We start from the raw sequence: 16,962 nt of genomic DNA on the forward strand, positions 1-16,962 counted from the left end.
ACAGGAACCGGGAACCGGGAACCGGAAATCAGAACAGGAAATAGCGCTGCGCCATTGGCAGCACCGTCGCCGGTTCGCAGGTGAGCAACTGGCCGTCGGCGATCACGTCGTAGGTTTCGGGGTCGACGCTGATCGACGGGCGCCACGCGTTGTGGATCATGTCGGCCTTCGTCACGTTGCGGCAGTTCCGTACGGGCACGATCTGCTTCGCGAGGCCGTAGCGTTCCGCGATGCCCGCATCGGCCGCCATCTGCGACACGAAGGTCAGCGACGTGCGCGCGAGCGCGCCGCCGCGCGTCGCGAACATCTCGCGATAGTGGACGGGCTGCGGCGTCGGGATCGACGCGTTCGGGTCGCCCATCTGCGCGACCGCGATCATCCCGCCCTTCAGGATCATCGACGGCTTGATCCCGAAGAACGCCGGCTCCCACAGCACGAGGTCGGCCCACTTGCCGGGCTCGATCGAACCGACTTCGTGCGCAATCCCGTGCGTGATCGCCGGGTTGATCGTGTATTTCGCGACGTAGCGCTTCGCGCGGAAGTTGTCGTTGCGCGCGCCGTCCCCGGGCAGCGCGCCGCGCTGTACCTTCATCTTGTGCGCGGTCTGCCACGTGCGGATGATCACTTCGCCGACGCGGCCCATCGCCTGCGAATCGGACGACAGCATCGACAGCGCGCCGAGATCGTGCAGGATGTCCTCGGCTGCGATCGTCTCGCGGCGGATCCGCGATTCGGCGAACGCGAGATCCTCGGCGATCGACGGATCGAGATGATGGCACACCATCAGCATGTCGAGATGCTCGTCGAGCGTGTTGATCGTGTACGGGCGCGTCGGGTTGGTCGACGACGGCAGCACGTTCGCCTCGCCGCACACCTTCAGGATGTCGGGCGCATGGCCGCCGCCCGCGCCTTCGGTGTGGTACGTGTGGATCGTGCGGCCCTTGAACGCGGCAACCGTCGATTCGACGAAGCCGGCTTCGTTCAGCGTGTCGGTGTGGATCGCGACCTGCGTGTCGGTGTCGTCGGCGACCGACAGGCAGTTGTCGATCGCGGCGGGTGTCGTGCCCCAGTCCTCGTGCAGCTTCAGCCCGATCGCGCCGGCCGCGATCTGCTCGACGAGCGGCTCGGGCAGGCTCGCGTTACCCTTGCCGAGGAAGCCGAGGTTGATCGGCCAGCCGTCGGCGGCCTGCAGCATCCGCTCCATGTGCCACGGGCCCGGCGTGCAGGTCGTCGCGTTGGTGCCGGTGGCCGGCCCCGTGCCGCCGCCGAGCATCGTCGTGACGCCCGATGCGAGCGCCTCGTCGATCTGCTGCGGGCTGATGAAGTGGATGTGCGTGTCGATGCCGCCCGCGGTCACGATCAACCCTTCGCCGGCGATCACTTCGGTCGCGGCGCCGATCGCGATCGTCACGCCCGGCTGGATGTCCGGATTGCCGGCCTTGCCGATCGCGGCGATGCGGCCGTGCTTGATCGCGATGTCGGCCTTCACGATGCCCCAGTGATCGAGGATCACCGCGTTCGTGATGACCGTGTCGGGCACGTCGGCGGCCACGCGCTGCGACTGGCCCATCCCGTCGCGAATCACTTTCCCGCCGCCGAATTTCACTTCCTCGCCGTAGGTCGTGAAGTCGCGTTCGATCTCGATCAGCAGTTCGGTATCGGCGAGCCGGACGCGGTCGCCCGTCGTCGGCCCGAACATTTCCGCGTACGCGCGGCGGCTCAAGCGTAGTGTCATCTCGTGCTGTTCCTGAAGACCTGAAGAATGGGGCGTGCGCTCAAAGCGGCCCCATCACCTTGCCCTGAAAACCGTAGACGGCGCGATCGCCCGCGAGCGCGACCAGCTCGACGGTGCGCGTCTGGCCCGGCTCGAAGCGCACGGCCGTGCCGGCGGCGATGTTGAGCCGGAAGCCGCGCGCGGCCGCGCGGTCGAACGACAGTGCGTCGTTGACTTCGAAGAAGTGGTAGTGCGAGCCGACCTGCACCGGGCGGTCGCCGGTGTTCGCGACGACGAGCGTCAGCGTTTCGCGGCCCGCGTTCAGTTCGTGCTCGCCGTCGTCGGTGAGGATTTCGCCGGGGATCATGCGTGGCCTCACGGAATCGGATGGTGGACGGTCACGAGCTTCGTGCCGTCGGGGAAGGTCGCCTCGACCTGGATGTCGGGAATCATTTCCGGCACGCCGTCCATCACGTCGTCGCGCGTGAGCAGCGTCGTGCCGTAGTGCATCACCTCGGCGACCGTCTTGCCGTCGCGCGCGGCTTCCATCAGCGCGGCGGTGATGAAGGCGACCGCCTCCGGATAGTTGAGCTTCAGGCCGCGCGCGCGACGGCGTTCGGCCAGCAGCGCCGCCGTGAAGATCAGCAGCTTGTCCTTTTCTCGGGGAGTCAGTTTCATGAAGGCAAACGTTCAGGAAAACGTAATTTTTATCGGTGCGCGCCGAACCGGGCGGACGTGCAGGTCATCGTAGCACCGCGCCGTTTTGCGCGCGCCGTGTATCGCTTATGTAAGCAGCAAGGCGCGTGCCATGTGCATGGAACGTGGCGCGATGCGCGTTCGTGGTGCGCGATGCATGGGTAACGTGCGGCGCCGGATGCGCTGCTGCGCCGAAACGGTGCGTGGCGCGAGTGCGCTCAGGTTTGCCAGAGGCGCAGCGGCCGTGCGTCGACGCCGTGCACGATCGGCCGCAGCTGCAGCCAGCAATCGGTGAAGTGGCGCTGCAGCGCTTCCATCGACGTCGACAGCGCCCGCACGAGCACGACGCCGGGCGTCACGCAGGTCGCACCCGCGCGCAGCGTGTCGTCGAACGGCATCCGCGCGGCGAGCGATTCGGCGAGCGCGGCGTCGCACGCGGCGCCGGCGGCCCACAGCGTGCCGTATGCGGGAAAGCCTGCGAGGCCCTGCAGCGCGCCGCGCAGCGGATCGTGCGCGTCGAGCAGTGCGCGCTCGGTCCACAGCGGCCGGCCGTCGGCACCGACGAGCGCGGAGGTCGACGCGATGCGGCCCGCCGACCAGGTCTCGCCGGCCGCCTGCCGGCCGAGCTGTGTCGCGTCCCAGCCGATCGCGCTGGCGCCTGCGCCGAGCGTCACCGAAAAGGCGAGCGACGCGTGCGCCGCGTCGAAGAACAGGTTGTTCTGCGGCAGCCAGTCGAGCTTCGCGTTCTCGCCGACAGCAATACCGATGCGCTGCGTCGCATCGAGGCCGTTCGACTTGTACCACTTGGTCGCGCCGGGCGTCGTCAGCACCGCGTGCGTGCCGTCGCCGAGCGCGATGTCGATGTCGAGCCGGTCGCCGCCCGCGACTCCGCCCGGCGGGTGGACGATCACCGCATGGCAGATCGCGTCGCCTTCCGGGTACAGCGGCCGCTGCACGCGCAGCGGGCCGTCGTGCAGCCGGTGCGCGAGCGTGGTGCGCGCGCCGTGCCGCTCGAAGCCGAGTTCGAGGCGGCCGCGCCACGACTTGGCGACGGCGGGGCGGGACAGCGGGGCGTGGGAATCGGGGGCGGACATCGGCGGCGAGCGGGAAACGACGGTAACGGGCGCGAAGAACGTGGATGCTACCGGAACAATAATGCAGATGCCGCGTTCGTTGAAAGCGCCGCGTGCGGCCGCTCCGCGAACCGGCCGCCCGTGCCCGCTGCCGTGCCGCGCGTCACACCGCGATCAGTTCGCGCACGCCGTTCGTTTCCATGTCACGCGCGTCGCCGCCCGCGACGATCTCGCCGCGGCTCATCACCCAGTAGCGGTCCGCGATCGAGCGCGCGAAATCGTAATACTGTTCGACGAGCAGCACCGTCATGTTCGATTCGTCGACGAGCTGGCGCAGCGTGCGGCCGATGTCCTGGATGATCGACGGCTGGATGCCCTCGGTCGGCTCGTCGAGGATCAGCAACTGCGGTTCGCTCATCAGCGCGCGGCCGATCGCGAGCTGCTGCTGCTGGCCGCCCGACAGGTCGCCGCCGCGCCGCGCGCGCATGTCCTTCAGCACCGGGAACAGGTCGTAGATGCGGTCCGGCACTTTCGACGGCGCCTTGCGGCTTGCCGCGCCGACGAGCAGGTTTTCTTCGACGGTCAGCCGTGGAAAGATGTCGCGACCCTGCGGCACGTACGCGAGCCCGGCCGCGACACGCGCATACGGCGGCAGTGCGCCGAGCGCCGTGCCGCGCCACGACACGGTGCCGCTTTTCGCGGCGACCACGCCCATCAGGCAGCGCAGCAACGTGCTCTTGCCGACGCCGTTGCGGCCGAGCAGCACGGTGAGCTTGCCGTCGTCGGCGGCGAGGTTCACGTTGCGCAGGATATGGCTGCCGCCGTAGTACTGGTTCAGCGCTTCGATTTTCAGCATCGTTTCAACGTCCGAGGTAAGACTCGATCACCGCGTCGTCGCGCTTGACCTGGTCGAGCGTGCCTTGCGCGAGCACCGCGCCTTCGGCCATCACCGTCACGCGGCCGGTGTCGCCTGCGAGCGCCGCGACGAATTCCATATCGTGCTCGACGACCATCATCGAGCAGGTGCCGCGCAGCGTGTTCAGCAGCTCGGCGAGTTCCATCGTCTCGTGGTCGGTCATCCCGGCCGCCGGCTCATCGAGCAGCAGCAGCGCGGGGCGCTGCATCAGCAGCATGCCGATCTCGAGCCGCTGCTTCTGCCCGTGCGACAGTTCGCCTGCCGCGCGATACGCATGGCTTTCGAGGCCGATCAGCGCGAGCGTTTCCTCGATCTTCGCCTGCGCCGTGCGGTCGAGCCGCGCGCGCAGCGACGCGAGCCAGCCCTTGTCGGTCTGCATCGCGAGTTCGAGGTTTTCCCATACCGGATGCTGTTCGAACACAGTGGGTTTCTGGAACTTGCGGCCGATGCCCGTGCGCGCGATCTCGGGCTCGCTCATCCGCGCGAGGTCGAGCGTCTGGCCGAGAAACACCTTGCCTGCGTCGGGGCGCGTCTTGCCGGTGATCACGTCCATCATCGTCGTCTTGCCCGCGCCGTTCGGGCCGATCACGCAGCGCAGCTCGCCGGCGTCGATCGCGAGCGACAGTTTCTTCAGCGCGCGGAATCCGTCGAAGCTCACTTCGATATCCTCGAGGTAGAGGATCGTGCCGTGCGACGTGTCGATGCCGGGTGGCACGACGCGCCCCATCGAAGCGGTGCCGCTGACGGCCAGCAGTTCGTCTTCGGGCGGCGGCGTGAATTGGTAGAGGGCCGTTCCGTTCATGCACGTTTCCCCTTCGCGAGCACGGTTTCGACGAGGCCCATGATCCCGCGTGGCAGCAGCAGCGGCACGAGCACGAAGATCAGGCCGAGGAAGAACAGCCAGTATTCGGCGAAGTACGCGGTAAACAGGCTCTTCGCGCCGTTCACCGCGAACGCGCCGACGATCGGCCCGATCAGCGTGCCGCGCCCGCCCACCGCGACCCAGATCGCCATCTCGATCGAGTTGCCGGGCGACATCTCGCCGGGATTGATGATGCCGACCTGCGGCACGTACAGCGCGCCCGCGATGCCGCACAGCACGGCCGACACGGTCCACACGAACAGCTTGTACGCGAGCGGGCTGTAGCCGAGGAACATCAGCCGCGTCTCGCCGTCGCGCACCGCGGTGACGACGCGCCCGAGCTTGCTCGTGACGATCGCGCGCGCGGCGATGAACGCGAGCACCAGCGTCGCGAACGTCAGCAGCAACAGCACCGTGCGCGTGCCGGGCGACGTGATCGCGAAACCCGCGATGCGCTTGAAGTCGGTGAAGCCGTTGTTGCCGCCGAAGCCGGTTTCGTTGCGATAGAACAGCAGCATCGCGGCGAACGTCAGCGCCTGCGTGATGATCGACAGGTACACGCCTTTCACGCGCGAACGGAACGTGAAGAAGCCGAACACCCACGCGAGCACGGCCGGCACGAGCACGACGAGCGCGAGCGCCCACGCGAGATGCTGCGTGCCGCCCCAGTACCACGGCAACTGGTGCCAGTCGAGGAACACCATGAAGTCGGGCAGGTCGCTGCCGTACTTGCCGTCGCGGCCGATCTCGCGCATCAGGTACATGCCGATCGCGTAGCCGCCGAGCGCGAAGAACAGCCCGTGGCCGAGGCTCAGGATCCCGCAGTAGCCCCATACGAGATCGAGCGCGAGCGCGGCGATCGCGTAGCACATCAGCTTGCCGGTGAGCGTCATCGCGTAGGCGGACAGATGGAATGCGCTTGCTTCGGGCGCGACGAGCGCGGCGAGCGGCACGCCGATGCCGATCGCGATGCACAGCGCGACGAGCGCGAGCCACGCGCGGCGCGACAGCAGCGCAGGGCGGGGCGGCAGGCCGAGCGCGAAACCGTCTGCTGCGCGTGCGGCGGCAGCGGGCTTCGGTGCGTCGGCGACCGGGTTCGACATCGAATCGGTAATGAAAGTCACGTCAAGCCTCCGCGCTGCGGCCCTTCGGGGCGAACATGCCCTGAGGACGTTTCTGGATGAACAGCACGATCATCACGAGCACCGCGATCTTCGCGAGCACGGCGCCCCAGAACGGCTCGATCGCCTTGCTCGCGAGGCCGAGCCCGAAGCCGCCGAGCACGGTGCCGGCGATCTGCCCGACGCCGCCGAGCACGACCGCCATGAACGAATCGATGATGTAGTTCTGGCCGAGGTCGGGGCCCACGTTGCCGATCTGCGACAGCGCGCAGCCGCCGAGGCCGGCGATGCCCGCGCCGAACGCGAACGCATACGTATCGACGCGCGCCGTCTTCACGCCGACGCACGCGGCCATCCTGCGGTTCTGCGTGACCGCGCGCACGAACAGGCCGAGCCGCGTCTTCGTCAGCACGGCCCACGCGACGAATACCACCGCAAGCGCGAACGCGAGGATCGCGAGCCGGTTGTACGGCAGGATCAGGTTCTGCATCACCGTCACGCCGCCGCTCATCCACGACGGGTTCACGACCTGCACGTTCTGCGCGCCGAACAGCATGCGGGTTGCCTGGATCAGGATCAGGCTCACGCCGAACGTCGCGAGCAGTGTCTCGAGCGGGCGGCCGTACAGGTGCCGCAGCACGAGCCGTTCGAGCACGATGCCGACCAGCGCGGCCGTCGCGAACGATACGGGCACGGCGACGAGCGGATACCAGTCGAATGCGCCGGGCGCGTAGCGCTGGATCAGCGTCTGCACGACATAGGTTGCGTACGCACCGATCATCAGGAATTCGCCGTGCGCCATGTTGATCACGCCGATCAGCCCGTACGTGATCGCGAGGCCGAGCGCGGCGAGCAGCAGCACGCTGCCGAGCGACAGGCCGGCGAACAGCGTGCCGACGATCTCGCCGCGGCGCTGCAGCGAGTGCAATGCGTCGAGCCCTTGCTGCGCGGCGTCGCGCACGCGCGCATCGGGCTCCGCGTAGCTGCCGTCCGCGTTCTTCGCGACGAGCGGGCGCAGTTGTTCGATCATGTCGAGGTCGCGGCGCGCGGCCACCACCTGCACGGCTTCGAGGCGCTTCGCCGGATCGGCATCGTGCAGTGCGGCGATCGCCCACAGTGCGTCGAGGCGACGCTTCAGTGCAGGATCGGTTTCCTTCGCGCGGGCACGGTCGATCATCGGCTTGAGCGCCGGGTCGGGCGACTTCAGCAGCGCATCGATCGCGTCGCGTCGCGCGGCGACATCGGGCGATGCGAGCGCGAGGCCCGACAGTGCACCGGCGATCTTCGTGCGCAGCAGGTTGTTCAGCATCACGGGTTGCGCGTCGCCGGCCGTCGTCGCGGCCTGCGTGAGCGCGTCGTGCGCGGTGTCGCCGGTCTGGATCAGCAGGCGGCCGTCGCCGGTCGCGAGCGCGTCGCCGGTCGACAGCGCGTTGAGCACCGCGACGGCGCGCGGATCGGCATCGGCGGCGAGCCGGTCGATCGCGGCCGTCTTCGCATCGAAGTCGTCGCCGGCAAGCGCGGCGGTATCGGCGGCCGTCAGCGCGAACGCGGCGCGCGGCAGCGCGCCCGCGAGGGCGGCGCACGCGACGATCGCGACGGCGGCTCGGCGAAAGCGAATAGGCATCGGGAAATCCTGTCGGGCGTGGGAAAGCGGAATCATGCGGCGAGGCGCCGGCGCGTGCGGTTCGTCACGGCAAGCGCGGCCGGCGCATCGGCACCTGAATGCGAGCGGCACGTCACGCCGAGGCGCGACGCGCCGCACCGCGTCAGGCCAGCGCCGCGCGCTGCCGGCGCAGGAACGCGGGGATCGACGAGACGATGTCCGGCTTGCCCTGGTTGCCCGCGATGAACGGGCTCCACGGCTGCGCGCGCACCGCGGTCTTCGTCTTCCACACGACGTTGAACTGCCCGTCGCCGCGGATCTCGCCGATCATCACCGGCTTGTGCAGGTGATGGTTGCCGTCCATCGCGAGCGTGAAGCCCGACGGCGCGGCGACGGTCTGGCCGATCATCGCGACGCGCACCTTGTCGACGTCGGTGCTCTTCGCCTTCTCGACAGCCTGCTTCCACATGTGGATGCCCACGTAGGTCGCTTCCATCGGGTCGTTGGTCACGCGCTTCGTGCCGCCCGGCAGGTTGTTCGCCTTCACCCATGCGGCGAACTGGTCCTTGAACTTCGTGTTGGTCGGGTTCTTCACCGACATGAAGTAGTTCCACGCGGCGAGGTGGCCGACGAGCGGCTTCGTGTCGATCCCGCGCAGTTCTTCCTCGCCGACCGAGAACGCGACGACCGGCACGTCGGTCGCCTTGATCCCCTGGTTGCCGAGCTCCTTGTAGAACGGCACGTTCGAGTCGCCGTTGATCGTCGAGATCACGGTCGTCTTGCCGCCTTGCGAGAAGGTCTTGATGTTCGCGACGATGGTCTGGTAATCGCTGTGGCCGAACGGCGTGTAGACCTCCTGAATGTCGGCATCCTTCACGCCCTTCGATTTCAGGAACGCGCGCAGGATCTTGTTGGTCGTGCGCGGATACACGTAGTCGGTGCCGAGCAGGAAGAAGCGCTTCGCGCCGCCGCCTTCCGCGCTCATCAGGTACTCGACGGCCGGAATCGCCTGCTGGTTCGGTGCGGCGCCGGTGTAGAACACGTTGCGCGACATTTCCTCGCCTTCGTACTGCACCGGGTAGTAGAGCAGCCCGTTCAGTTCCTCGAATACCGGCAGCACGGACTTGCGCGACACCGACGTCCAGCAGCCGAACACGCACGCGACCTTGTCCTGCGTGAGCAGCTGGCGCGCCTTCTCCGCGAACAGCGGCCAGTTCGACGCGGGGTCGACCACCACGGGCTCGAGCTTGCGGCCCATCACGCCGCCGCTCTTGTTGATGTCGGCGATCGTCATCAGCGCGGTGTCCTTCAGCGACGTCTCCGAGATCGCCATCGTGCCCGACAGCGAGTGCAGGATGCCGACCTTGATCGGGCCGGTGCCCGCATCGGCCGCTTGCGCGAACGGGCTCTTGCCCGCCATCGCGAGCGCGCCGGCCATCGAACCGAACTTCAACAGACTGCGACGTTTCATCTGTTTCCCCTTGACGTGTTGGATGTGCGTGCGCCGTGGCGGCGCCTGCCATCGGGTAACGCAAGGCATGTGCCAGTCGCGCGGATGCACGCCCGGCGTGCCTGCGCGGGGCAGTGCGGGGCGTTGCGGTGGTGCGGATGATGCGTCGTGCAGCACGCGCGGTCCGTTGCGGTGCGGGTTCGCGGGCGTAAATGGTGCACGGTCGTGGTTCCCCGTTCCGGTGCCTGCTTGCGCTACCGGAAGGGCGCGACGATCCGCCATGCGGGCGACATGCTCGCGTTCTCGCCGCCGCTCGTCATCGACGACGCGCAGACTGCCGAGTTGTTCGAGATCGTTGCCGATGCGTTGAAGGAAACGGAACAGGGCGGGGAAAGCGAAACGGGCGCGCAGTGCGCGCCCGTTCGGCGGATCGTATGGCCGGCGAAACCTTGCGGGTCCGGCATGGCGGCGCGCGATGCGCCGCCGGAAAGGTCAGTAACGCGGCACGGACGGATCGACGTCGCGCGACCACGCGTCGATCCCGCCCTGCAGGTTGTACAGCTTCGTGAAGCCGCGCGATTCGAGGAACATCGCGACCTGCGCGCTGCGCATCCCGTGATGGCACACGCAGACGATTTCCGCTTCGTCGTCGAGCTCTTCGCTGCGCGCGGGGATCTGCTGCATCGGGATCGATACGCTGCCGGCGATCTGCGCGGTCGCGATTTCCCACGGCTCGCGCACGTCCAGCACGATCGGCGCGGGGCGGGCCGTATCGCCGAGCCATTCCGCGAGCATCGCGGGCGTCAGGATCTGCATGGAGGCTCCGTTGCTCAGAACTTGAAGCGCGACGGCTCGATCGCGTTGACGAGGTGGTCGATGTAGGTTTCGAACACGTCGGCGACGCGGTACTGCTTGTCGTCGATGCGCGTGATGATCTGGGCCTTCATCACCGGACGACCGCCGACGAACGCCGACAGGCGGCCGCCGACCTTCAGCTGTTCGAGCATCTCCTGCGGCACGACGGGCAGGCCGCCCGCGACGCAGATCACGTCGTACGGCGCCTTGCCGGCCCAGCCGCGCGAACCGTCGCCGAGCACGACTTCCGCGTTGGTCACGCCGTCGTTGCGAAGGTTGTCTTCCGCGAACTTCGCGATTGCCGGATCGATCTCGACGGCCGTCACGTGCTGTGCACGATGCGCGAACAGCGCGGCCAGATAGCCCGAGCCCGCGCCGATCAGGAGCACGTTTTCATGCTTCTTGACCGTCAGCTCCTGCAGCACGCGCGCTTCGACGCGCGGGAACAGCATCTTGCTGCGGCCGCCAGGCAGCGGCAGTTCGAGGTCGGCGAACGCGAGATCGCGGTATTCGGCCGGAACGTAGTTTTCACGCTTGACGATCGACAGCAGGCCCAGGACGTCCAGATCCAGCACGTCCCACGGCCGGATCTGCTGTTCGATCATGTTGAAACGCGCGTTTTCGATATTCATGGTGTGGTCACGCAGCCTGGTCGGCCATCAGCGGGGGTAGATAAACTCCGCGATTGTACCAAACAGGGCGGCAATCAAGCCTTCAAGCGGCCTGCAACAGACCTTTACTCTTTGCTCTTCTTGATCTGCGCCTCGAATGCGAGGTCGAGCTTGCTCGCCTTGCGCGGCTTTTTGGGGCCGAATTCGTCGACGAACTTGACGAACTCGTCGAGCGGCAGCGGCTCGCAGCGTTTCTCGGCGGTGCCGCCCGAGCGGTCGACGAGATAGAACAGGCCGCCCGCCATCGCGACGGCCGCGAATTGCGGGTTGCCGGAGCGGGTCTTCAGGCGTTCGACCGCGTAGGTCGCTTTGGTGGTGCGCATCGTGCGGGTTCTGGCGGAGGGAAGCCTCACACTGTATCAAACCGGCCGGCCGCGTGCGGCCGCCGGTTTGCCGCCGATGCTAGACCGTGCGCGAGTAGCGCTGTCGAGGCGTCTGGCCGAGATACGCGTCGAACGCCATCGCGATGTTGCGCACGACCATCCGGCCGGCCGGATGGATCGTCAGGCGGTCGCGCGCGATCGTCAGCAGCCCGTCGCGCTCGAACGGGCGCAGCGCGTCGAGCTCGCGCGCGAAATGATCGGCGAAGCGGATGCCGTGCGCGGCCTCGACATGCGAGAACGGCAGTTCGAGGTTGCACATCAATTGCGTGATCACGTCGCGGCGCAGCCGGTCGTCGGGCGTGAGCCGCACGCCGCGCGCGATCGGCAGCCGGCCCGCATCGAGCGCGGCGCCGTACGCGGGCAGATCCTTCGCGTTTTGCGCATAGACGTCGCCGACCTTGCCGATCGACGACACGCCGAAGCCGACGAGGTCGGTATCCGCGCGCGTGCTGTAGCCCTGGAAATTGCGCTGCAGCGTGCCGTTGCGCTGCGCGCGCACGAGTTCGTCGGACGGCCGCGCGAAGTGGTCCATCCCGATGTACACGTAGCCGGCCGACGTCAGCATGTCGATCGCGAGGCCGAGCAGCGCGACGCGCGTTTCGGGCGGCGGCAGCGTCGCATCGTCGATCTGCCGCTGCATCTTGAACAGGTGCGGCATGTGCGCGTAGCCGAACACCGACAGCCGGTCGGGCGCGAGTTCGATGATCGTCTCGAGCGTGCGCGCGAACACGGCGACCGTCTGGTGCGGCAAGCCGTAGATCAGGTCGACGCTGACCGAATGGAAGCCCGTCGCGCGCGCGGCGCCGAGCAGGTCGGCCGTCATCGCGAGCGGCTGGATGCGGTTGATCGCCTGCTGCACGACCGGATCGAAATCCTGCACGCCGAGGCTCAGCCGGTTGAAGCCGATCGTGCGCAGGTGGACGAGCGTCGCCGGTGTGACCGTGCGCGGGTCGATCTCGATCGAGAACTCGGCGTCGGCATCCGGCGCGAGCGCGAAGTGCTCGCGGGTGGCCGCCATCAGCTCGGCCGTTTCGTCGTCGGAAAGAAAGGTCGGCGTGCCGCCGCCCCAGTGCAGTTGCGTGACGGGGCGTGACGGATCGAACAGTGCGGCCTGCAGCGCCATCTCGCGCTTCAACTGGTCGAGATACGGACGCGCGCGGCGCCGGTTGTTGGTCGCGATCTTGTTGCAGCCGCAGTAGAAGCACGCGGTGTTGCAGAACGGGATGTGGAAGTACAGCGACAGCTCGCTCGACGACGCGCCGGGGTCGCTGGCCGCGCGTACGTAGTCGGCCGTGTCGAAATCGTCGCGAAACTGCAGCGCGGTCGGGTACGACGTATAGCGCGGCCCGTTCGCGCCGTATTTCGCGAGCAAATCGGGACGGAACATTGTGTCGGCAGAACCAGAACTCATGACGGTCTCGCGCTTTTTAGATGCTTTCGAGTATATAAACGCGCGATTCGGCTGCATTGTGTAATAACGTCGCAGCCGGCGATGGCACAATGCGGGGTGGGCTGCCGGACGCCGCGTCCGGTTGCCGCACCGTTTTTTGTTGTTCGTTCGAGAGAGCCGAGTGTCCGTCGAAATGCCTGTCCGCCCGGCGCCCGCCGATGTCCCGCCGCCGCACGCGTGCCGCGAGGGCTGCGGCGCGTGCTGCATCGCGCCGTCGATTTCCAGCCCGATTCCGGGCATGCCCGACGGCAAGCCGGCCGGCGTGCGCTGCGTGCAGCTCGGCGACGACCTGCGCTGCCGGATCTTCGGCCGGCCCGAGCGGCCCGCGTGCTGTTCGGGGCTGCAGCCGTCCGCCGACATGTGCGGCGCATCGCGCGACGACGCGCTCGCGTGGCTCACGCGCCTCGAGGCCGCGACGCAGCCGGCGCCGCGTGGCGGCATGGGGCGGTAGCAGGTTGCCCGCCACGTTCGGGGCCGGATACGGCACCGGGAACCCGCGGCGCGCGCCGACGCACTAACGCCGGTCGGCTGCCCGGCATGGGCCGGCGCCGATCACCCGATCGCCGCTGCGCCCGATACAGGAAGGAGAGAGTTGAGCATGACCGCATCTTGCGCGCCCGGCCGGCGCCGTTTTCTCGCTGCAACCATTGGCGCCGTCGGCGTGTGTGTATCGCTCGCCGCCTGCGCATCGACGTTCCCGTTCATCCCCGATCACTACACGTTCTCGCGCGGCGACGTGCAGAAAGCCGTCGCGCGCAAGTTCCCGTACCAGAAGACGGTCGCGCAGGTCGTCGACGTGTCGCTCGCAAACCCGGCCGTCAACCTGCTGCCCGACCTGAACCGCGTCGCCGTGCAGCTCGACGCGCATTTCACGAGCCCGTTCCTGCGCGCGCCCGTCAGCGGCAAGTTCACCGTATCGGGCCAGCTCGCGTACGACGCGCCGAGCCGCTCGGTCGTGCTGAAGGCGCCGGCCGTCGACAGCCTCGTGCTCGACGGCGACGCGCAGATGTACGGGCAACAGGTCGGTGCGGCCGCCGGCCTGCTCGCGACGCAGTTGCTGACCAACTATCCGATCTACACGTTCAAGCCCGAACAACTGCAATTTGCCGGGGTGAACTACGAACCCGGTACAATTACGATTCTTACAAACGGCATACGCGTGGCGATCGTCGAAAAATGACGACGAACCGCGCGGCCGAGCGGGCCGCGCGGCAACCTGGCCCTTCCTTTCGACCATTTCGGAGTTGGGCCACGGATGGACTGGATCCTGATCTGCAAGGCATTGATCCTCGGCGTCGTCGAGGGGCTGACGGAATTCCTGCCGGTGTCGAGCACCGGCCACCTGATCGTCGCGGGCAGCTTCCTGAATTTCAACGATTCGCACGCGAAAACCTTCGACGTCGTGATCCAGTTCGGCGCGATCCTCGCGGTCTGCTGGGAGTACCGGCAACGGATCGCGTCGATCGTGTCCGGGCTGCCGAGCCGGCCCGACGCGCGGCGCTTCACGCTGAACGTCGTGATCGCGACGATTCCCGCGATCGCGCTCGGCCTCCTGTTCGAGAAGAAGATCAAGGCCGTGCTGTTCTCGCCGGTGCCCGTCGCGTTCGCGCTCGTCGTGGGCGGCGCGATCATCCTGTGGGCCGAGGCGCGGCAGCGCGAGCGCAGCGAGCCGCCGCGCGTGATGTCGGTCGACGCACTGACGCCGCTCGATGCGCTGAAGGTCGGCATCGCGCAGTGCTTCGCGCTGGTACCCGGCATGTCGCGGTCGGGCTCGACGATCATCGGCGGGATGCTGTTCGGCCTCGACCGGCGCGTCGCCACCGAATTCTCGTTCTTCCTCGCGATTCCGATCATCTTCGGCGCGACGCTCTACGAAACCGTCAAGGACTGGCGGGCGTTCACCGTTGATTCGCTCGGCCTGTTCGCACTCGGGCTCGTCGCGGCGTTCGTCAGCGCGTTCGTGTGCGTGCGCTGGCTGCTGCGCTACGTCGCGACGCACGATTTCACGGTATTCGCGTGGTACCGAATCGCGTTCGGGCTGTTCGTGCTGCTGGTCGGGTACAGCGGCTGGCTGAACTGGGCGTGATGCAGGCACGGAGGCCGGCGCGCCTCCGGTAAGGAAACGGCCCGATCGGCAGATGCCGGTCGGGCCGTATTGTCGTCTGGGGCAGCGCTCCGCGTCAGTGGAATGACTTAGCCTGCGCGCTTGCGGAATACGAGATCCCACACGCCGTGGCCGAGCCGCAGCCCGCGCCGTTCGAACTTCGTCACCGGGCGATAGTCGGGGCGCGGCGCATAGTCGGCAGCCGTGTTTTCGAGCGTCGGTTCCGCGCCGAGCACTTCCAGCATCTGTTCGGCGTAGTTCTGCCAGTCGGTCGCGCAGTGAATGTACGCACCGGGCTTCAGGCGCGACGCGAGATGCGCGACGAGCGGCGGCTGGATCAGCCGGCGCTTGTGGTGACGCGCCTTGTGCCACGGATCGGGGAAGAAGATGTGCACGCCGTCGAGGCTTTCCGGCGCGAGCATGTGCTCGAGCACTTCGACCGCGTCGTGCTGGATGATGCGGATATTCGGCAGGTCCTGCTCGCCGATCAGCTTCAGCAGCGCGCCGACGCCAGGCTCGTGCACTTCGACGCCGAGGAAGTCGTCGCCGGGGCGGTGCGCGGCGATTTCCGCGGTCGATGCACCCATCCCGAAGCCGATCTCGAGGATGCGCGGCGCGCTGCGGCCGAACACCGCGTTCCAGTCGAGCATCTCCGGCGCATACGGGACGACGAAGCGCGGGCCGAGTTCGTCGAGCGCGCGGCGCTGGCCGGTCGACACGCGGCCGGCGCGCGTGACGAAGCTGCGGATGCGGCGGTGGTGCAGCGGATTGACTTCGTCGGCGCCGTCGGCGGCTTCGTCGGGAATGGCGTCGTCGTGCGGCGGCAGGCCGGCTTCGTTCGGATCGTCGTGCATCATCGGTACAGAGAAAGGCTCGGTTGCGGGCGAGGGCCCGTTGCGCGCAGCAGTGCGCCGGGTGAACCGGCACATGGTACAAAAAAGCCGCCTTCGACGAGGCGGCTTTTGCGCAGGCTGCGATGCAGCCGGAAAGTGGAGCGGGCGATGGGAATCGAACCCACGTCATCAGCTTGGGAAGCTGAGGTAATGGCCATTATACGACGCCCGCAGAACGCGCAATTCTACAGGGTTTGACGTGGGGATGGCAAGCGGGCGGTTTCGGGCGGTGGCAGCGAAACGGGCATGGCTTGGATCGTGGGGCGGTGGCGTCGCCGAGAATGGTCGTCAAAGATCGGCCAAAAACGGTCCGTCAACGCAATTTGCGCGATTGGTCGAATCCGCAAATAGCCGGGGCCATTCCGCCCGAACCGGCGGGCAACGCGCTGGCGGCACGCTTGCAGGCGAGTCGGTGTCGAAAATTGACGAGTCGGTGTCGGAAGCATACAAGCCCCGGTGACGCTTCCGAACTAACGTGACGGACCACTTACCCGATCGTTTGGAGCTGACATGTCCGATTTCATCACCGTTTTGCGCGAAACCTGCCCGACTCCCGTCCTTGACGCGACCAAGTGGAAGCGCATCGGCGGCGATCCGCACACCGTGAACCTCAACGCTTACGTCTCCAAGGACGGCAGCAAGATCATGGGCACCTGGATCTGCACCCCGGGCAAGTTCGAGGTGAACTACGAGAAATGGGAGTTCTGCCACTTCCTCGACGGCTACTGCATCATCACGCCGGAAGGCGAGGAGTCGGTGCACCTGAAAGCTGGCGATGTGTTCGTGATTGAACCCGGCATGAAAGGGACCTGGGAAGTGGTGGAGACGGTGCGCAAGTACTTCGTCTTCGCCTGAGCGGGCCTGTAGATTCGACCACGCATACCGTCGTCGTCCGGATACCTTCCCGGTTCGCGGCCTCTATCATCGCGGCCCTTGCATGGTGCAAGGGCCCATGCACATCGAAAACAAGACGACACCCACAGAACGCGTACGCCGGGCGGATGCGGTTGCGGCGCGTATCCGGGTCTACACCGTTGTTTCGTCCACCGGATTGCCGGGATAGTCGTCGCGTGGACGACACCCAACACCCCAACGACTCTCCCCGGCTGACCATCGAACAGATTTACGATCCGGCTGTTGCTGTCCGTGAGGATTTCGGTGGCGATTTCCC

18 protein-coding genes, 1 tRNA gene and 1 pseudogene are annotated in these 16,962 nt (G+C 67.3%); 5 read left to right on the forward strand and 15 right to left on the reverse strand.

Annotated elements, in window-relative coordinates:
- Positions 1-28: 28 nt before the first annotated feature.
- The 9 genes from ureC to urtA form a co-directional block, all read right to left on the reverse strand.
- On the reverse strand, positions 29-1,735 hold the full coding sequence (ureC, locus tag R9B84_RS04500; protein ID WP_047900000.1) for an urease subunit alpha: 1,707 nt from the start codon (positions 1,733-1,735) through the stop codon (positions 29-31).
- Between the two features lie 40 nt (positions 1,736-1,775).
- Positions 1,776-2,081 carry an urease subunit beta gene (locus R9B84_RS04505; RefSeq protein ID WP_034182910.1) on the reverse strand — a complete coding sequence of 102 codons (306 nt, stop codon included), beginning with the start codon at positions 2,079-2,081 and terminating at the stop codon, positions 1,776-1,778.
- A gap of 8 nt (positions 2,082-2,089) precedes the next feature.
- Entirely contained in the window at positions 2,090-2,392 is a 303-nt protein-coding gene (ureA, locus tag R9B84_RS04510) for an urease subunit gamma (protein ID WP_006406310.1), read from the reverse strand.
- A gap of 236 nt (positions 2,393-2,628) precedes the next feature.
- A complete protein-coding gene (locus R9B84_RS04515) occupies positions 2,629-3,504 on the reverse strand; it encodes an urease accessory protein UreD (RefSeq protein WP_423759374.1) in 876 nt (291 codons plus the stop codon).
- 142 nt (positions 3,505-3,646) lie between these two features.
- Positions 3,647-4,339, reverse strand: coding sequence for an urea ABC transporter ATP-binding subunit UrtE (gene urtE / locus R9B84_RS04520; RefSeq protein ID WP_047900002.1), 693 nt, complete (start codon positions 4,337-4,339; stop codon positions 3,647-3,649).
- 4 nt (positions 4,340-4,343) lie between these two features.
- Positions 4,344-5,201, reverse strand: a complete 858-nt coding sequence (urtD, locus tag R9B84_RS04525; protein WP_047900003.1) for an urea ABC transporter ATP-binding protein UrtD — start codon at positions 5,199-5,201, stop codon at positions 4,344-4,346.
- The gene (gene urtC, locus R9B84_RS04530; protein ID WP_423759375.1) at positions 5,198-6,385 is read right to left on the reverse strand and encodes an urea ABC transporter permease subunit UrtC; all 1,188 of its coding nucleotides are present in this window, start codon (positions 6,383-6,385) and stop codon (positions 5,198-5,200) included. The genes urtD and urtC overlap by 4 nt, the downstream gene beginning before the upstream one ends.
- A 1-nt stretch (position 6,386) precedes the next feature.
- Positions 6,387-8,006 (reverse strand): urea ABC transporter permease subunit UrtB, encoded by a 1,620-nt coding sequence (gene urtB, locus R9B84_RS04535; RefSeq protein ID WP_423759376.1) that lies wholly within the window; start codon positions 8,004-8,006, stop codon positions 6,387-6,389.
- Positions 8,007-8,148: 142 nt separating this feature from the next.
- A complete protein-coding gene (gene urtA / locus R9B84_RS04540) occupies positions 8,149-9,456 on the reverse strand; it encodes an urea ABC transporter substrate-binding protein (protein ID WP_423759377.1) in 1,308 nt (435 codons plus the stop codon).
- Between the two features lie 234 nt (positions 9,457-9,690).
- Between urtA and R9B84_RS04545 the strand changes: the two are divergent.
- Positions 9,691-9,816, forward strand: a pseudogene (locus R9B84_RS04545) (beta 1,6 glucan synthase); the annotation flags it as partial.
- Positions 9,817-9,927: 111 nt separating this feature from the next.
- Here the strand turns inward: R9B84_RS04545 and R9B84_RS04550 are convergent.
- From R9B84_RS04550 to hemN, 4 genes are all read right to left on the reverse strand, one after another.
- On the reverse strand, positions 9,928-10,251 hold the full coding sequence (locus tag R9B84_RS04550) for a rhodanese-like domain-containing protein (RefSeq protein ID WP_047900007.1): 324 nt from the start codon (positions 10,249-10,251) through the stop codon (positions 9,928-9,930).
- A 14-nt stretch (positions 10,252-10,265) separates the two neighbouring features.
- Positions 10,266-10,922, reverse strand: coding sequence for a protein-L-isoaspartate O-methyltransferase family protein (locus R9B84_RS04555; protein WP_423759378.1), 657 nt, complete (start codon positions 10,920-10,922; stop codon positions 10,266-10,268).
- 104 nt (positions 10,923-11,026) lie between these two features.
- Entirely contained in the window at positions 11,027-11,284 is a 258-nt protein-coding gene (locus R9B84_RS04560) for a hypothetical protein (RefSeq protein ID WP_047900009.1), read from the reverse strand.
- A 79-nt stretch (positions 11,285-11,363) separates the two neighbouring features.
- The gene (hemN, locus tag R9B84_RS04565) at positions 11,364-12,755 is read right to left on the reverse strand and encodes an oxygen-independent coproporphyrinogen III oxidase (RefSeq protein WP_423759379.1); all 1,392 of its coding nucleotides are present in this window, start codon (positions 12,753-12,755) and stop codon (positions 11,364-11,366) included.
- A 172-nt stretch (positions 12,756-12,927) separates the two neighbouring features.
- On the opposite strand from hemN, the gene R9B84_RS04570 reads away from it, so the two are divergent.
- From R9B84_RS04570 to R9B84_RS04580, 3 genes are all read left to right on the forward strand, one after another.
- Positions 12,928-13,245 carry a YkgJ family cysteine cluster protein gene (locus R9B84_RS04570; protein ID WP_423759961.1) on the forward strand — a complete coding sequence of 106 codons (318 nt, stop codon included), beginning with the start codon at positions 12,928-12,930 and terminating at the stop codon, positions 13,243-13,245.
- A gap of 147 nt (positions 13,246-13,392) precedes the next feature.
- A complete protein-coding gene (locus R9B84_RS04575; RefSeq protein ID WP_423759380.1) occupies positions 13,393-13,974 on the forward strand; it encodes a DUF1439 domain-containing protein in 582 nt (193 codons plus the stop codon).
- 75 nt (positions 13,975-14,049) lie between these two features.
- Complete coding sequence (locus tag R9B84_RS04580) at positions 14,050-14,880, forward strand: undecaprenyl-diphosphate phosphatase (RefSeq protein WP_423759381.1); 831 nt, start codon at positions 14,050-14,052, stop codon at positions 14,878-14,880.
- 107 nt (positions 14,881-14,987) lie between these two features.
- On the opposite strand, the gene trmB is transcribed toward R9B84_RS04580, so the two are convergent.
- Positions 14,988-15,755, reverse strand: coding sequence for a tRNA (guanosine(46)-N7)-methyltransferase TrmB (trmB, locus tag R9B84_RS04585; protein ID WP_423759382.1), 768 nt, complete (start codon positions 15,753-15,755; stop codon positions 14,988-14,990).
- A 133-nt stretch (positions 15,756-15,888) separates the two neighbouring features.
- A tRNA-Gly gene (locus tag R9B84_RS04590) sits at positions 15,889-15,963 on the reverse strand.
- Between the two features lie 338 nt (positions 15,964-16,301).
- Here R9B84_RS04590 and R9B84_RS04595 point away from each other — a divergent pair.
- Positions 16,302-16,646, forward strand: coding sequence for a cupin domain-containing protein (locus tag R9B84_RS04595; RefSeq protein ID WP_047900015.1), 345 nt, complete (start codon positions 16,302-16,304; stop codon positions 16,644-16,646).
- Positions 16,647-16,962: the final 316 nt, after the last annotated feature.

It is taken from the genome of Burkholderia sp. NLJ2 (assembly GCF_049487195.1).
GTDB classification, from domain to species: domain Bacteria; phylum Pseudomonadota; class Gammaproteobacteria; order Burkholderiales; family Burkholderiaceae; genus Burkholderia; species Burkholderia pyrrocinia.

What these genes read in the sequence shown, in the direction of transcription:
- trmB (WP_423759382.1), bottom strand. Translation starts at nt 15,755, where the DNA reads ATGATGCACGACGATCCGAACGAAGCCGGCCTGCCGCCGCACGACGAC.
- urtE (WP_047900002.1), bottom strand. Translation starts at nt 4,339, where the DNA reads ATGCTGAAAATCGAAGCGCTGAACCAGTACTACGGCGGCAGCCATATC.
- R9B84_RS04580 (WP_423759381.1), top strand. Translation starts at nt 14,050, where the DNA reads ATGGACTGGATCCTGATCTGCAAGGCATTGATCCTCGGCGTCGTCGAG.
- hemN (WP_423759379.1), bottom strand. Translation starts at nt 12,755, where the DNA reads ATGAGTTCTGGTTCTGCCGACACAATGTTCCGTCCCGATTTGCTCGCG.
- R9B84_RS04595 (WP_047900015.1), top strand. Translation starts at nt 16,302, where the DNA reads ATGTCCGATTTCATCACCGTTTTGCGCGAAACCTGCCCGACTCCCGTC.
- R9B84_RS04560 (WP_047900009.1), bottom strand. Translation starts at nt 11,284, where the DNA reads ATGCGCACCACCAAAGCGACCTACGCGGTCGAACGCCTGAAGACCCGC.
- R9B84_RS04570 (WP_423759961.1), top strand. Translation starts at nt 12,928, where the DNA reads ATGCCTGTCCGCCCGGCGCCCGCCGATGTCCCGCCGCCGCACGCGTGC.
- ureC (WP_047900000.1), bottom strand. Translation starts at nt 1,735, where the DNA reads ATGACACTACGCTTGAGCCGCCGCGCGTACGCGGAAATGTTCGGGCCG.
- urtD (WP_047900003.1), bottom strand. Translation starts at nt 5,201, where the DNA reads ATGAACGGAACGGCCCTCTACCAATTCACGCCGCCGCCCGAAGACGAA.
- R9B84_RS04550 (WP_047900007.1), bottom strand. Translation starts at nt 10,251, where the DNA reads ATGCAGATCCTGACGCCCGCGATGCTCGCGGAATGGCTCGGCGATACG.
- urtB (WP_423759376.1), bottom strand. Translation starts at nt 8,006, where the DNA reads ATGCCTATTCGCTTTCGCCGAGCCGCCGTCGCGATCGTCGCGTGCGCC.
- R9B84_RS04575 (WP_423759380.1), top strand. Translation starts at nt 13,393, where the DNA reads ATGACCGCATCTTGCGCGCCCGGCCGGCGCCGTTTTCTCGCTGCAACC.
- urtA (WP_423759377.1), bottom strand. Translation starts at nt 9,456, where the DNA reads ATGAAACGTCGCAGTCTGTTGAAGTTCGGTTCGATGGCCGGCGCGCTC.
- R9B84_RS04555 (WP_423759378.1), bottom strand. Translation starts at nt 10,922, where the DNA reads ATGAATATCGAAAACGCGCGTTTCAACATGATCGAACAGCAGATCCGG.
- R9B84_RS04515 (WP_423759374.1), bottom strand. Translation starts at nt 3,504, where the DNA reads ATGTCCGCCCCCGATTCCCACGCCCCGCTGTCCCGCCCCGCCGTCGCC.
- ureA (WP_006406310.1), bottom strand. Translation starts at nt 2,392, where the DNA reads ATGAAACTGACTCCCCGAGAAAAGGACAAGCTGCTGATCTTCACGGCG.
- R9B84_RS04505 (WP_034182910.1), bottom strand. Translation starts at nt 2,081, where the DNA reads ATGATCCCCGGCGAAATCCTCACCGACGACGGCGAGCACGAACTGAAC.